This is a genomic window from Nocardioides sp. (assembly GCF_050699375.1).
Classification (GTDB): domain Bacteria; phylum Actinomycetota; class Actinomycetes; order Propionibacteriales; family Nocardioidaceae; genus Nocardioides.
Map to the genome: position 1 here is coordinate 1 of NZ_JBOHDN010000064.1, position 13,940 is coordinate 13,940.

Below are 13,940 nucleotides of genomic sequence, written 5' to 3' on the forward strand. Positions count from 1 at the left end.
GCGTCCTTGAACGACGCGCCGTCACGAACACGCAGCCAGAACTCACGCCGCTCCGCACGGATCGCCCACCGGGTCATCGACAGCCTCCTCAGTCAGGAGGTGTTGCGTCCGACCCTTGAACTCGCCCGGCATACCGGGTGTCTTCCGAGCGATGCCAACGCAGCGAGGTGCGTGCGCAGCGTGCGACTTATGGTGCGGAATTGAGGTGCGGGACACTAGGGCTGCCCTAGGCTTCCCGGGCACAAGGCCCTGCGAACACCGACGCCATCCGGGCCGCGATCGCCGCCTCGGCGCGGCGCTGAGCCTCCGCTCCCGGGTCGATGAGAAGGCGTGCGGCGAGTCCTTGCGTCAACGCGAACGCCGCATCGCTCTCGAGCAGGGCATCCGTCCCGGGAACGACCTCGCCGCACTCCATCCCGTTCCGCACGGCCTGTGCGATCCGATCGCCGAACCTGCGGTCGAAGGCACGCTGATGCTCTGCCAGGATCGGGTTGTCGAGGGCCAGCCCGGCGAAGGCGTGTCGAAGGTAGGCCTCGTCCCGGTGGGCGGTGTCCAGCGGGAGCAGCTCCAGCAACCCGGCCCCGAGCATGTGCTCGATGCGGGCGTGCCGGCGCTCGGCGCCTGCGATCGTCTTCGCGACCCGCGCCTCGATGCCGTACAGCAGTCCGCGCAGGGTGTCGGCGAGCAAGGACTCCTTGGAGTCGTAGTAGTGCTGCACCAGGCCGACGGAGACGCCCGCGGCCTTGGCGGTCCCGGCGACGGTCACGGCGCCGAGGCCAGCGGAGAGTGCCAGGTCTCGTACGCCTGAGGTGATCTGGGCGCGACGGGCGTCGTGGTCTGCGGTCCTGGCCATAAATCAGATGATAACAATATGGGCATACGGTTATGGTCATCGACATGGATGTATCTCGAGCTCTCGCAAGCGCACTTGCCGCCGTGGCGGTCGCGGTCGTCGGTGCGGCAGCGCCGGTGTCTGCCGGAACGGCCGCGGCCGTGGAAGGGGGCGGCGGCGTCGAGGCGTACGTCGACAGCTGGCGCGAAGCCAACGACGTTCCGGGCGCAGCGGTCGCGGTCGTCGACGGAGACGAGGTGCGGACGTACCTCTCGGGTGAGGACGGTGCCGGGGCTCCGGTCTCCCGGACGACCCCGTTCCTGGTGGGCTCGGTCGCGAAGACGTTCACCAGCGCGCTGGTCCTCGGTCTGGTCGACGACGGCAGGATCCAGCTGGACGATCCGGTGAAGCAGCATCTGCCCTGGCTCGACGCGCCTCGGGTGACGGTACGTCAGCTCCTCACGCACACAGCCGGCTACACAGCCGGAGACGGGCTCGCGGTCTCGGAGCGGTTCGACAACGAACCTGGCGCACTGCGCCGGGCGGCGGGCGATCTCGAGCACCACGGCACCCCGGGGGAGTATGCCTACAACAGTGCCGACTACCTCGTCCTGGGTGCACTGGTCGAGGAGATGACGGGACGCTCGTTCGCCGCTGTCGCCGAGGAGTCCCTGTTCGGGCCGATCGGGATGACGGCCACAGCTGCCGACGCGGATGGCGCGAGGGCGCTCGCGCCCGGGCACCGTCACTGGTGGGCATGGCCGCGCGCCTACGATCCCGGCTTCGACGAGTCCGGTGCACCCTACGGATACGTCGTCTCGACGCTCGATGACCTGACGACGTACGCCCGCGCCCACCTGGCAGGACAGGTGCTGCCGCGGAGTCTCGAGGAGGAGGCGTGGAGCATCCAAGAGGTCACCGGGCGGGCGCGTGGTTATGGCTATGGCTGGAGCGTCGACGGAGGTGATCGGCGGCGCATCCATCACACCGGCGCCACTCCCGGCTACTTCACCCATGTCGCCCTGTTTCCTGACGAGGACCGCGCTGTCGTCGCTCTGGCCAACGCATACGCGGAGAAGCGCGCGCCGAGCCTCACGGCTGCCGCCGCGGACATCGACCAGATCGCGCACGGCGGCTCGGCGACGGTCAAGGCCGGCGACCCGCTGCTGACCTCGGCGCCCTGGGTGCTGATCGTGTTGGTCCCGCTCGGGCTGGCGCTCGTGCTCGTCGCGCGCCGCGCCCCGGTCTCGTCGCGGCTCAGGTGGGTGTGCGCAGCAGCGGCCGGGTCGGCCGCCGTAGCCCTCGCCCTGCTGCCGAGCCTGCTGGGCGCATCGCTCGACTTCGCGATCACCTGGCTGCCCGACCTTGCCGTCGGTGTCGTCGCCGGCAGCGCGACCCTGCTGCTCCTGGCAGCCTCCTGGGCCGTCCGGCCCGGAGCCCTGACGCGCCGCGCGGCGGTCAGGGCTCGATGAGCCCGGCGCGAATGGCGTAGCGAGTCACCTGAGTCCGATCACGGAGTCCGAGCTTGGCGAGGATGTTCTCCCGGTGCCGCTCGACGGTCTTGTAGGAGATCGTCAGCTCCCGGGCGATCTCACGGCTCGAGTGGCCTTCCGCGATGAGCTTGAGGACCTCGTCCTCGCGCTCGGTGAGGACGGTCGGTGGGAGGCTCTCGCCGCGCTTGAGGCGGTCGAGGTAGTCGCGGACGAGCGCGCTCATGGCGCCGGGGTAGACGAAGGCCTGGCCGCTCATCGCGGTGCGGCAGGCCTTGACCAGGTCCTCGTCAGCGACCGACTTGAGGACGTACCCGCTCGCTCCCGCCTTGAGGGCCTCGAAGAAGTACTGCTCGTTGTCGTGCATCGAGACCATCAGCATCTTCGGTGGCGTACGCATCCGGGAGATGGTGCGCGCGGCCTGCAGGCCCGTTGTGCGGGGCATGGCGACGTCGAGGATCACCAGGTCGACCTCGACATCGCGGAGCGCGCCGATGGCCTCGGTGCCGTCGGCCGCCTCGGCGACGACCACGAGGTCCGGCTCGGCATCGATGATGAGGCGGATGCCGCGGCGTACGAGGGTGTGGTCGTCGGCCAGCAGGATCCGGATCTTCGGGGGAGTCGGAGTCACAGCGGAACCTCCAGGCGGACGATCGTGCCGTGGCCGGGCGTGCTGGTCACGCTGAGATCGGCGCCGATGAGCAGGGCCCGCTCGCGCATGCCGCTGATCCCGGCGCCGGCCACGAGGTTGGGGGTGCCCCGGCCGTCGTCGGAGACGGTCAGGACGACGTTGTCGCCGACCTTGCACAGCGAGAGCTCGGCGGTGGCGGCGTGGGCGTGGCGTACGACGTTGGTGAGTGCCTCCTGGGCGACCCGGTAGACCACCAGCTCACGGTCCTGCGGCAGCTCGGGAAGGCCACGGCCGACGGTGCGGCGTACGGTCGTGCGGCCGAGGGCGCCGACGTCGGTGGTCAGCGCGGTGAGCGCGGCGTGCAGACCGAGATCCTCGAGCACGCCGGGTCGTAGCTGTCTGGCCACACGGCGTACGTCGTCCATACCGGTGCGCGCGGACTCACGGACAGCGGCGAGCTCGGGGCGCACCGCGTCGGGTACCTGCCTCTCCAGCCCCTTCAGCCCCAGGAGTACGACGGTGAGCGACTGCCCGACCTCGTCATGGAGCTCCTGGGCGATCCGGTGCCGCTCGGCCTCCTGCGCGGCGAGCGCCTTGGCGTTGCTGGCGCTGCGCTCGGTCTCCAGCCGGTCGAGCATGGCGTTGTAGCTCGCCACCAGGCGGGCGCCGGAGCCGTTGCCGTGTGCCGTCAGCCGCTGGTCGGGCGAGGGGCGTTCGACCGAGTCCATGGTCCGGATCACCCGGTCGATCGGCGCCAGGCTCCGCAGCAGCAGGAGCGCGTTGAGCGTCGCCATCGCGGCCAACCCGACCGCCAGGATCACCGCCTCCTCGGCGAGGACCCGCTCCGAGACCCGGGCGGGCGACAGCGCCAGGATCAGGGTGCCGACGCAGAAGACCGTCCCGTTCGTCAGGCAGACCCGCCAGTAGAGCGGTAGATGACTCATACGCCAACCCTGCCATCTCCTCTGGCCAGGCCTTATGGGTGGCAGCACCCATTCGGATCTCGCGCGCGGTCGCGGAGAGTCGATGGTATGGAGCTCAACGCATGATCGTGTACGCAGCAATCGCGATCTTCATCGTCACCTACGGTCTCATCGCCACCGAGCGGGTTCACCGCGTCGCCGCCGCTCTGGGCGGCGTGGCGGCGATGGTGGCGATCGGGATCATCAACGCCGAGTCGGCCTTCTTCAGCCATGAGACGGGGGTCGACTGGGACGTCATCTTCCTGCTCTTCGGGATGATGGTGATCGTCGGAGTCCTCAAACAGACGGGCCTGTTCGAGTACCTCGCGCTGTGGGCGGTCAAGCACTCAGGTGGCCGTCCGGCGCGCCTGGCCACGCTCCTGATCCTGGTCACCGCGGCGCTCTCCCCGATCCTCGACAACGTGACCACGGTGCTGCTCGTCACGCCGGTCACGCTGTCGGTCTGTGAGCGCCTGAGGCTGAACCCGATGCCGTACCTGATCTCCCTCATCCTCGCCGCCAACGTCGGCGGGACCTCCACGCTGATCGCCGACCCGCCCAACATCATCGTGGCGAGCCGGGCGAACCTGACCTTCACCGACTTCCTGGTGCACTCGCTGCCGCTGTGCCTGATCCTGCTGGTGGTGCTGATCGGGTTGGTGCGCCTGCTCTTCCGGCGCGAGCTGCGGGGGAAGGTCGACCTGGACGGCCTGATCGAACCCCCTGCCTCGGCGGTCCCGGACCGCGGGCTGCTCTACCGCTGCCTCGCCGTCCTGGGACTGGTGATGCTCGCCTTCGGGCTGCACGCCGAGCTCCACCTGGATCCGTCGATGGTCGCGATGCTCGGCGCCGGGGCGATGGTGGTGGTCTCCCAGACGAGGACCGAGGCCTTCCTGGAGGAGGTGGAGTGGGCGACGCTGGCCTTCTTCATGGCGCTGTTCGTGCTGGTCGGGGGCTTGGTCGAGGTCGGAGTCATCGGGTCGCTGGGCTCGTACGCCGCCGACCTGATGGGCGACAACGAGCTCGCCGGGGTGACCGGCCTGATGATCGGCTCGGCCATCATCGGCGGGTTCGTCGACAACATCCCCTACACCGCGGCGATGGTGCCGATCGTGGAGGAGATGGTGGCGGCGACATCATCGTCCGGCGCCGACAGCCCGCTGTGGTGGGCCCTCGTCTTCGGTGCGGACCTGGGCGGCAACACGACCGCAGTCGCGGCCGGCGCGAACGTGGTGGTGCTCGGTCTCGCTGCGAAGGCGGGCCACCCGATCAGCTTCTGGAAGTTCACCAGGTACGGCATCGTGGTGACCATCGTGACGCTGGCCGTCGCCTGGGTCTACGTCGCGCTCCGCTACTTCGTGCTCGCCTGACGCTCTCGATAGGCGGCGACCGCGTTGCGGTTGGTGCAGGTCGCCGAGCAGTAGCGCTTGGAGCGGTTGCGGGAGAGATCGACGACGATGCCCGCGCAGCCGTCGTCGGCACAGATCGAGAGCCGGGACAGCTCGTCGGCGCGGATGACGTCGACCATCGCCATCGCCGTCTCGACGGCGATCCTGGTGGCCAGCGGGGAGTCGTTGCCGGTGGCGTGGATGTGCCAGTCGTACGTCGTGTGCCGGACGAGCTGGGGCGTGGCGTCGTGCTCGGCGAGCATCTGGTTGGTCAGGCGCACGGCCTCGTCCTTGTCGGCGTCGAGGAGGTCGCGCAGGCGCGGGCGCAGCGCGCGGACCTCGTCGAGCTCGGCGCGAGTGCGGTCGTGGCGGCCGGTGTACTCGTAGGTCTCATAGTGCTCCACCAGGTCCTGGACCGTGGTCAGCTCATCGACCGATCCGGGGGAGAGGGCCAGGGTGTTCGCCAGCGACGCGGCCGCCTGGAGGCCGACCTCTGTGTCATGGGTGAAAACCATGTTGACACATTACCGCAACGGTGGGATTGTCATGTGTCATGACGACGTTGACCAATGACAAGCTGGTTTCGCAGAGCGCGAGCAAGAGGCCGCTGGTGGCCACTGGACTGGTTGTCGCGGTCATCTCGGCGATCACGTTCAGCCTCTCCGGTCCGCTGGGGCGGGGACTGTTCGACACGGGCTGGTCGACGGGCGGCGTCCTGCTCTTCCGCGTCGGCATCGGCGCTCTCGTGCTGGCCCCCTTCGCGGTGCGCAAGCTCGCCGGGCAGTGGCAGAGCGTGGCCACGAGCTGGCGGCTCGTCGCGGCGTACGCGCTCCTGGCCATCGTGGTGCCGCAGTTCGCCTTCTTCTCGGCCGTGCAGTGGATGGCGGTCGGGCCGGCGCTGCTGATGGAATACATGGGCGTGGTGCTCGTGGTCGCGTGGATGTGGCTGCGGCACGGCGAACGGCCCTCGCGACTGACCCTGGTGGGTGCGGTGACCGCGATCGCGGGGCTCGTGCTCGTCCTCGACCTGATCGGCGGGGCGAGCGTCCACCCGGTCGGGGTCCTGTGGGCCTCCGGCGCCGCCGTCGGGCTGGCTTCCTACTTCGTGCTCAACGCGCACACGACCACGACCCTGCCGCCGCTCGCGCTGGCCTGGCTCGGCCTGACGGTCGCGACGATCCTGCTCGGGGTGCTCTGCCTGATCGGCGCCATCCCGTTCGTGATGGAGACCTCGCCGGTGGTCCTGGCGGGCCTGGAGGTCGCCTGGTGGGTGCCGCTGATCGGTCTCGGCGTGCTGACCTGCTCGGTCGCGTACGCCACCGGCATCGCCGCCTCCCGCCGGCTCGGCTCGCGGCTCTCGTCCTTCGTGGGACTTCTCGAGGTCGTCTCCGCCGTCGTCTTCGCGTGGCTTCTGCTCGGCGAGGCCCCCGCGGTGATTCAGCTCATCGGCGGTCTGGTCGTGCTGGCCGGCATCATCGCGGTGCGGCAGGGGGAGCGGGCCACGAGGGCCGGGTAGAACCAGCCCAAAACCAGCGGAGCGCTGTACGTCCCTCTACGTACAGCGCTCCGGAGCTGATCGAGCTATCGCTCGTCCTGGGCTCTCACGAAGACCTCACGGACCAGCATCAGGACCGCTGCTGCCGCGGGGATCGCCAGCAGAGCACCGACGACACCGAGCAGCGAGGCGCCGATCAGGGCCGCGATGACGGTGATGACACCGGGGATGTCGACCGCGCGGGACATGACCCGTGGATAGACGACATAGTTCTCGAACTGCTGGTACGCGACGTAGAAGACCACTGCGATGATGCCGGTCTTCAGGTCGGTCGTCGCGAAGGTGATCGCACAGACGATGACCGCGCCGATGGTGGCACCGATCATCGGGATGACGTCGGTGATCATGACCACGAAGGCCAGCGCGACTGCGTACTCACCCATCCCGATGGCGAAGAGCAGCACCAGGGTCGACAGGCCGGCGCACAGGGCGACGACGAAGGCGCCGGAGACGTAGCCGCCGATGCCGTCGAAGACCCGGTCGCCGAGCTTGGTGACCCGGTCGCGACGCGATGCCGGGGCGAGCTGGTAGATGGCGTGCTTCGTCCGGTCGTAGGACGCGATGAAGTAGAGCGTCAGGACGGTGACGATGAACGCGGTGACCAGCACGTTGAGCACCGCGAGCCCGACCCCGAGAGCGCCGCCGAAGGCGGTGCTGACGAAGTCGCCGCTGGCGACGTACTCCTGCACCTTGTCGAGGATCTGGTAGTCCTCGTTGAGCTGCTGGATGCGCTCGTTGCGCTGGAGCTCCTCGGTCCAGTCGGGCACGTTGGCCGAGATCTTGGCGACCTGGTCGCTGATCACCGGGACGAGCGCCACGAAGAAGAGCGCCAGCGCACCGAGGACACCGAAGATGACCGTCAGGACCGCCCAGGGACGGGGGAGCCCGCGCTTCTGCAGGAACACCACCATCGGGTTGATCCCCGAGGCGATGAAGAGCGAGACCACCACCTGCAGGATGACGCTCCCCATCGTGGTGAGGAGGTTGCCCGCGGCGTACGCCGTCAGCAGGCCGAGGCCGAGGAGCAGCCCGAACAGGAAGGGCGCTCTACGGTCGAAAGGCGGTCCGGGCTTGCCGAACCGTCTTTCGTGCTCGCTCTCGTCGTCCTTCTCGTCCTTCTCGTCGACCGTGATCGCCGCCTCGTCGGAGGCTGCCTCCTCGTCGGGGGCAGCCTCCTTCTGAGGGTCCTGTGGACGGTCGGCCGAACCTGCGTTCACCGGCTCTCGGACTTCGCAGTCTCGGGCTCGCGGATGGCCGTCTTCTCGGAGGGCTCGTCGGCGTACTCGTCGTAGTCGTCGTCAGCGAGGTCCTCGTCGCCGAGGTCCTCGTCACCGACCAGGGTGACGCTCTCGGCGGGGTCCGCTTCTACGAGCTCGCCGTCGACGATGTCGTCCTCGAACACCGGCTTCGGCGCCTCCAGCTCGGCCGGGTCGTCGTTCTTGCCGAACCCGGAGACGAGGTCGGTGAGCGAGGAGAGCTGAGCGGCGATCGCGTCGCGGCGCTTGGTGAGGCGGTCGACCTCGGCCTTGATGACCGCGTGACCCTTCTCGGCCTCGACGGTCGCGGTGGAGGCGAGGTGGTCCGCCTCCGCGCGCGCCTTCGACATGACGGTCTCGGCGTCGCGGCGGGCGCGAGCGACGATTCCCTCGGACTCCTTCGCCAGCTCGGCGCGCTGGTCGGCGACGTGCTGGGCAGCGACCCGGGCACGCTCCTCGGCATCGGCCGCGCGGGTCTCGCCCTCGGTCACGATGCGAGCGGTCTCCGACATCGCCTGGTCGTGGTGGTCGGCGGCCTCACGGGCGAGGCGCTCGCGCTCGACGGCGAGCATCCGCCGTGCCTCCTGGACCTCGCGGTCCGCGCCGGCGCGTGCCTTCTCGACCTCGCGCTGGGTCGACGTACGCAGCTGGGTGACCTCCTGCTGCACGGCGAGCCGGATCTGGTCGGCCTCGCGCTTGGCGCCGGCCAGCAGCTCGTCGCTCTCGGCCTGCACCATCGACCGGGCCTGCTGGACCTCGCTGGTGACCTTCTCGCGGTGGTCGTCGATCTCCTTGTACTGCGAGGTACGCAGCGCCTCGATGTCGCGCTGTGCAGACGCCTTCGCCGCGGCGGCCTCACGCTGTGCGGCCTCGCGGATGACCGCTGCCTCCTTCTCGGCCGACTCCTTGACGGAGGCGGCCTCCTCCTCGGCGAGGCGGAGCATCGCGCTCGCGCGACCGCCCAGGGAGGCGTACGAAGGGGCCTCGGTGCTGCGGGGTGCCGCTGCCTTGAGGTCGGTGACCTGGCGCTCGAGCTCGCTGATCCGGCGCTGTGCGTTGCGCAGGGCGGACTGGCCCTGGCCGTTGGCCTGAAGCAGCTGCTGGACCCGTGCGTTCACGGTGCCGGGGTCATAGCCCCCGCGGCGCACGACCGGGAAGGCTGGGAGTGAGCCTGGAGCCGGTGGTGGGGGCGCGTTGTGGGGGGAGCTGGGCGATCCGGATGCGCCCGGGACACGAGGAAGGACCTGGGTCTCGGTCGAGTCCTGCTCGGGCTTCTTTCGAGGCTCAGGAGCCTCGTTGAAGATGGACAGTCCCTCATTCGTCATTTGTGGCGGATTCCTCACCTGTAGGTCGTCTACGAGCTGCCTCTGCTCCCAAGGGGCAAGACTACGGCCGGTCGCCCCTCGCGCAAGAGGAGACCGGCCGTGAATCCAGTCTCAAACCGGATCTATTTACTGAGACTACGAGTCTCAGATTCCCCGGAAGAGGTTGATCTTGTCGATGTGAGCCGCCCGCTTCTCCTCGTCGAGGACGCCGAGGCCCTCCTCCGGGGCGAGGCAGAGCACGCCGACCTTGCCCTGGTGCTTGTTGTGGTGGACGTCGAGCGAGGCCTGGCCGACGTCCTCGAGGGTGTAGGTCCGCGACAGGGTCGGGTGGATCTTGCCCTGGGCGATGAGGCGGTTGGCCTCCCACGACTCGCGGTAGTTGGCGAAGTGGCTGGAGATGATCCTCTTGAGGTTCATCCACAGGTAGCGGTTGTCGTACTCGTGCATGTAGCCGCTCGTGGAGGCACAGGTGGTGATCGTGCCGCCCTTGCGGGTGACGAACACGCTCGCGCCGAAGGTCTCGCGGCCCGGGTGCTCGAAGACGATGTCGATGTCCTCGCCGCCGGTGAGCTCACGGATGGTCTTGCCCAGCCGCTTCCACTCCCGCGGGTTCTGCTCGGTGCCGTCCTCGTTCCAGAACTTGAAGTCCAGCTCGGACCGGTTGATCACCATCTCGGCGCCCAGGCTGCGCACGACCTTTGCCTTCTCCTCGTTGGAGACCACACAGACCGGGTTGGCGCCGCCGTTGAGGGCGTACTGCGTCGCGAACCCGCCGAGGCCACCGGAGGCGCCCCAGATCAGGACGTTGTCGCCCTGCTTCATGTTGCCGCCGTTGGTGGAGACGAGCTGACGGTAGGCGGTGCAGTTGACCAGGCCGGGGGAGGCGGCCTCCTCCCAGGTGAGGTGCTCCGGCTTCGGCATCAGCTGGTTGGCCTTGACCATCGCCACGTCGGCGAGGCCGCCGAAGTTGGTCTCGAAGCCCCAGATGCGCTGCGAGGGGTCCATCATCGTGTCGTTGTGGCCGTCGGGAGCCTCGAGCTCGACCGAGAGGCAGTGGGCGACGACGCGGTCGCCCGGCTTCCACTTGGTCACGCCCGGGCCGGTGGCCAGCACGACACCGGAGAGGTCGGAGCCGACCACGTGGTAGTCGAGGTTGTGGCGGGCGCCGAGGTCGGACTCCTTGCCGTAGCGCTCCAGGAACCCGAAGGTCGAGACGGGCTCGAAGATCGAGGTCCAGACCGTGTTGTAGTTGATGGCGCTGGCCATCACGGCCACGAAGGCCTCGCCGGGACCGAGCTCGGGGAGGGCGACGTCCTCGACGTGGAGGGACTTGCGCGGGTCCTTCTCCTTGGTCGCGACGCCCTCGAACATGTCGGCCTCGTCCTTGTGGACGGTCGCGGCACGGTAGTGGTCGGGGATCTCGAGGCTCGCAAACTCCTCGCCGGATGTATCACCGGCGAGGATCGCGTCGAGGATGTTCTGCATTGTCGGCTCCTGCGTCGTTCGAAGGGGTCGCGGTTGACTCTAGTTCGCTGGACATTACTGGTGAGTAACCGCAATGGCCAGCCTGATGTGACACATGACTCTTGGATCGTTCATCTCGACAGGCTCGATACACCGCATCTCGACAGGCTCGATACACCGCACGTGCCGCGGTGAGCTCTCGGGCTCAGTGAGCGGCGTTGGCGGCCGGCTCGACGAGCTCGACAAGGACGCCGCCCGCGTCCTTGGGGTGGATGAAGTTGATCCGGGAGTCGGCGGTGCCGCGTCGCGGGGCGTCGTAGAGAAGGCGTACGCCGCGCTCCTTGAGGATCGCGGAGACCTGCTCCACGTCGGTGACCCGGTAGGCCAGCTGCTGCATGCCCGGGCCGTTGCGGTCGAGGAACTTCGCGATGGTGCTGTTCTCGTTGAGCGGGGCGAGCAGCTGCAGCTTGTTGTCGGAGTCGCCGATCGCGATCATCGCCTCCTCGACGCCCTGCTCCTCGTTGGTCTCGCGGTGGGCGAGCTTCATGCCGAAGGTCTTGTCGTAGAAGTCGATCGCCGCGTCCAGGTCGGCAACGGCGAGACCCACGTGGTCGATCTGGGTGAACAGGTGGGAGGGGATCCCGGCTGCGGTCTCGGTGGATGTCATGGGCATACTCTCCTTCAGGTCAGGCCTAACGGGCACAATGTGTGATGACAGCCACATCAACCTGTGGCTATCGCTCTTCCCCCCGAGGTTACTAGTTAGTAACCTCGGTGCAGATCAGCACCACCAACATTCTTGGAGGACCCATGTCCAACGTCATCGTCGCCGGGGCACGTACGCCGATCGGGCGCCTGCTCGGCGGGCTCAAGAGCCTTTCCGCTGCCGATCTGGGCGGCGTCGCCATCAAGGGCGCCCTGGAGAAGGCGGGCGTCTCGCCGGATCAGGTCGACTACCTGATCATGGGCCAGGTCATCCAGGCCGGCGCCGGGCAGAACCCGGCGCGCGCCGCAGGCATCGCCGGCGGGCTGCCCATGAACGTACCCTCGATCACGGTCAACAAGGTCTGTCTCTCCGGCCTCAACACGATCGCCACCGCCGACCAGCTGATCCGCGCCGGCGAGGCGGAGATCATCGTCGCGGGTGGCATGGAGTCGATGACGAACGCGCCGCACCTGCTGCCGAAGTCGCGCGAGGGCTTCAAGTACGGCGACACCACGCTCGTGGACTCGATGGCGTACGACGCGCTCTACGACCAGACCACGCAGCAGGCCATGGGCGGCCTGACCGAGCAGATCAACGCCGAGGGCGTGAAGCTCACCCGCGAGGAGCAGGACGAGTTCGCCGCCACCTCGCACCAGCGCGCCGCCGCTGCGCAGAAGAACGGCGTCTTCGACGACGAGATCGTCCCGGTCTCCATCCCGCAGCGCAAGGGCGACCCCGTCGTCGTCAGCGCCGATGAGGGCGTACGCGGCGACACCACCGCCGAGTCGCTCGGCAAGCTCCGCCCGGCGTTCTCCAAGGACGGCACCATAACCGCCGGCTCCGCCTCGCAGATCTCCGACGGCGCTGCCGCCGTCGTGGTCATGTCGAAGGAGAAGGCCGAGTCGCTGGGTCTGGAGTGGCTCGCCGAGATCGGCGCCCACGGCATGGTCGCCGGCCCCGACTCCTCGCTGCAGCTGCAGCCGGCCAACGCCACCGCCAAGGCGCTGGAGAAGGAGGGCATCACCGCCGCCGACCTGGACCTCGTGGAGTTCAACGAGGCGTTCGCGGCCGTCGGCATCGAGTCCACCAAGAAGCTCGGCCTCGACCCCGAGATCGTCAACGTCAACGGCGGCGCGATCGCGCTCGGCCACCCCGTGGGGATGTCGGGCACGCGGGTCGTGCTCCACCTGGCGTACGAGCTCAAGCGTCGCGGTGGCGGCAACGGTGCCGCCGCGCTGTGCGGCGGTGGCGGTCAGGGCGACGCCCTGATCGTGCGGGTCCCGAAGGTCTGACATCTCTGAGGTAGCAGACCTGGTCGCGCGCGCCCGGGGCGGTGAGCCCCGGGCGGTCGCGCGGCTGGTGTCGTACGTGGAGAACGCCCCCGTCGGCGGGGGAGAGCGGCTCCGCGAGGTGATGGCGGGGCTCGCGCCGCACGGCGGTCATGCCCACATCGTGGGCCTCACCGGCGCGCCGGGGGTCGGGAAGTCGACCGCCACGTCCGCGCTGGTCCGCGAGCTGCGCTCGGCGGGGCGGACTGTGGCCGTGCTGGCCGTCGACCCGTCCTCGCCGTTCTCCGGCGGCGCCCTGCTGGGGGACCGGATCCGGATGACCGACCACGCCACCGACCCCGGTGTCTTCATCCGCTCGATGGCCTCGCGGGGCCATCTCGGAGGACTGGCCTGGTCGGCCCCGCAGGCGATCCGGGTGCTGGACGCGGCCGGTTTCGACGTGGTGCTGGTCGAGACCGTCGGTGTCGGCCAGTCCGAGGTCGAGATCGCCGGGCTCGCCGACACGACCGTGGTGCTGCTCGCGCCCGGGATGGGCGACGGCATCCAGGCGGCGAAGGCCGGGATCCTCGAGATCGGCGACCTCTACGTGGTCAACAAGGCCGACCGCGACGGTGCGACCAAGGTCCAGCGCGACCTGCGCGGGATGCTTCGGCTGGCCGACCGGCCCGCGGGAGCCTGGACGCCGTCGGTGCTCACCGCCGTGGCTCAGTCCGGCAAGGGGCTCGCCGAGGTGGTCGGCGCGCTCGACGAGCACCACGCCTGGCTGGAGTCCAGCGGTGCCTTGACGCAGCGGCGTACGCGCCGGGCCCGGGCCGAGATCGAGGCCATCGCCGTCGAGACGCTGCGCGCGAGATGGACCTCGGTCGGTTCCACGAGCGAGCTGGACGCGCAGGCCGACAAGGTCGTCAGCGGCGAGAAGGACCCCTACACCGCCGCCGACTCCCTCCTCGCCGAGTAGCCACCCAACGCCGAGGCGTCACCCCTGCAGGCCGAGAGGTCACCCCTGCAGGCCGAGAGGTCACCTCTGCAGGCCGAGAGGTCA

At 69.0% G+C, this 13,940-nt stretch carries 13 protein-coding genes; 5 read left to right on the forward strand and 8 right to left on the reverse strand.

All coding sequences use genetic code 11. The annotated features are described in order from the left end of the window. Positions 1-226 precede the first annotated feature (226 nt). Positions 227-853 carry a TetR/AcrR family transcriptional regulator gene (locus ACRDPS_RS04125; protein ID WP_431500354.1) on the reverse strand — a complete coding sequence of 209 codons (627 nt, stop codon included), beginning with the start codon at positions 851-853 and terminating at the stop codon, positions 227-229. A gap of 44 nt (positions 854-897) precedes the next feature. Here ACRDPS_RS04125 and ACRDPS_RS04130 point away from each other — a divergent pair, with 44 nt between their 5' ends. Continuing rightward, the gene (locus ACRDPS_RS04130) at positions 898-2,304 is read left to right on the forward strand and encodes a serine hydrolase domain-containing protein (RefSeq protein WP_431500355.1); all 1,407 of its coding nucleotides are present in this window, start codon (positions 898-900) and stop codon (positions 2,302-2,304) included. Here ACRDPS_RS04130 and ACRDPS_RS04135 read toward each other — a convergent pair. Both ACRDPS_RS04135 and ACRDPS_RS04140 read right to left on the reverse strand, forming a co-directional pair. After that, the gene (locus tag ACRDPS_RS04135) at positions 2,291-2,953 is read right to left on the reverse strand and encodes a response regulator (RefSeq protein ID WP_431500356.1); all 663 of its coding nucleotides are present in this window, start codon (positions 2,951-2,953) and stop codon (positions 2,291-2,293) included. The two genes, ACRDPS_RS04130 and ACRDPS_RS04135, sit on opposite strands and share 14 nt — an antisense overlap. Next, the gene (locus ACRDPS_RS04140) at positions 2,950-3,897 is read right to left on the reverse strand and encodes a sensor histidine kinase (RefSeq protein ID WP_431500357.1); all 948 of its coding nucleotides are present in this window, start codon (positions 3,895-3,897) and stop codon (positions 2,950-2,952) included. The genes ACRDPS_RS04135 and ACRDPS_RS04140 overlap by 4 nt, the downstream gene beginning before the upstream one ends. Before the next feature lie 101 nt (positions 3,898-3,998). On the opposite strand from ACRDPS_RS04140, the gene ACRDPS_RS04145 reads away from it, so the two are divergent. Next, the gene (locus ACRDPS_RS04145) at positions 3,999-5,285 is read left to right on the forward strand and encodes an SLC13 family permease (RefSeq protein ID WP_431500358.1); all 1,287 of its coding nucleotides are present in this window, start codon (positions 3,999-4,001) and stop codon (positions 5,283-5,285) included. On the opposite strand, the gene ACRDPS_RS04150 is transcribed toward ACRDPS_RS04145, so the two are convergent. Next, positions 5,267-5,818 (reverse strand): CGNR zinc finger domain-containing protein, encoded by a 552-nt coding sequence (locus ACRDPS_RS04150; protein WP_431500359.1) that lies wholly within the window; start codon positions 5,816-5,818, stop codon positions 5,267-5,269. The genes ACRDPS_RS04145 and ACRDPS_RS04150 overlap by 19 nt on opposite strands. Before the next feature lie 95 nt (positions 5,819-5,913). Here ACRDPS_RS04150 and ACRDPS_RS04155 point away from each other — a divergent pair, with 95 nt between their 5' ends. Continuing rightward, on the forward strand, positions 5,914-6,819 hold the full coding sequence (locus tag ACRDPS_RS04155; RefSeq protein ID WP_431500360.1) for an EamA family transporter: 906 nt from the start codon (positions 5,914-5,916) through the stop codon (positions 6,817-6,819). A gap of 65 nt (positions 6,820-6,884) precedes the next feature. Here ACRDPS_RS04155 and ACRDPS_RS04160 read toward each other — a convergent pair whose 3' ends face one another. The 4 genes from ACRDPS_RS04160 to mce form a co-directional block, all read right to left on the reverse strand. Beyond that, entirely contained in the window at positions 6,885-8,075 is a 1,191-nt protein-coding gene (locus tag ACRDPS_RS04160; RefSeq protein WP_431500361.1) for an AI-2E family transporter, read from the reverse strand. After that, positions 8,072-9,439: a hypothetical protein gene (locus tag ACRDPS_RS04165; RefSeq protein ID WP_431500362.1), complete on the reverse strand. Its 1,368-nt coding sequence runs from the start codon at positions 9,437-9,439 to the stop codon at positions 8,072-8,074. The genes ACRDPS_RS04160 and ACRDPS_RS04165 overlap by 4 nt, the downstream gene beginning before the upstream one ends. Positions 9,440-9,583: 144 nt before the next feature. Then, on the reverse strand, positions 9,584-10,924 hold the full coding sequence (ccrA, locus tag ACRDPS_RS04170; RefSeq protein ID WP_431500363.1) for a crotonyl-CoA carboxylase/reductase: 1,341 nt from the start codon (positions 10,922-10,924) through the stop codon (positions 9,584-9,586). Positions 10,925-11,108: 184 nt separating this feature from the next. Further along, positions 11,109-11,576, reverse strand: coding sequence for a methylmalonyl-CoA epimerase (mce, locus tag ACRDPS_RS04175; RefSeq protein WP_431500364.1), 468 nt, complete (start codon positions 11,574-11,576; stop codon positions 11,109-11,111). Positions 11,577-11,713: 137 nt separating this feature from the next. Between mce and ACRDPS_RS04180 the strand changes: the two genes are divergently transcribed. Both ACRDPS_RS04180 and meaB read left to right on the forward strand, forming a co-directional pair. After that, positions 11,714-12,901 (forward strand): acetyl-CoA C-acetyltransferase, encoded by a 1,188-nt coding sequence (locus ACRDPS_RS04180; RefSeq protein ID WP_431500365.1) that lies wholly within the window; start codon positions 11,714-11,716, stop codon positions 12,899-12,901. 1 nt (position 12,902) lies between these two features. After that, positions 12,903-13,856: a methylmalonyl Co-A mutase-associated GTPase MeaB gene (meaB, locus tag ACRDPS_RS04185; RefSeq protein ID WP_431500366.1), complete on the forward strand. Its 954-nt coding sequence runs from the start codon at positions 12,903-12,905 to the stop codon at positions 13,854-13,856. The last annotated feature ends 84 nt before the right edge of the window (positions 13,857-13,940 follow it).

Coding starts and splice junctions, on each gene's coding strand:
- ACRDPS_RS04125 (WP_431500354.1), bottom strand. CDS start 853: ATGGCCAGGACCGCAGACCACGACGCCCGTCGCGCCCAGATCACCTCA.
- ccrA (WP_431500363.1), bottom strand. CDS start 10,924: ATGCAGAACATCCTCGACGCGATCCTCGCCGGTGATACATCCGGCGAG.
- ACRDPS_RS04145 (WP_431500358.1), top strand. CDS start 3,999: ATGATCGTGTACGCAGCAATCGCGATCTTCATCGTCACCTACGGTCTC.
- mce (WP_431500364.1), bottom strand. CDS start 11,576: ATGCCCATGACATCCACCGAGACCGCAGCCGGGATCCCCTCCCACCTG.
- ACRDPS_RS04165 (WP_431500362.1), bottom strand. CDS start 9,439: ATGACGAATGAGGGACTGTCCATCTTCAACGAGGCTCCTGAGCCTCGA.
- ACRDPS_RS04130 (WP_431500355.1), top strand. CDS start 898: ATGGATGTATCTCGAGCTCTCGCAAGCGCACTTGCCGCCGTGGCGGTC.
- ACRDPS_RS04180 (WP_431500365.1), top strand. CDS start 11,714: ATGTCCAACGTCATCGTCGCCGGGGCACGTACGCCGATCGGGCGCCTG.
- ACRDPS_RS04140 (WP_431500357.1), bottom strand. CDS start 3,897: ATGAGTCATCTACCGCTCTACTGGCGGGTCTGCCTGACGAACGGGACG.
- ACRDPS_RS04150 (WP_431500359.1), bottom strand. CDS start 5,818: ATGGTTTTCACCCATGACACAGAGGTCGGCCTCCAGGCGGCCGCGTCG.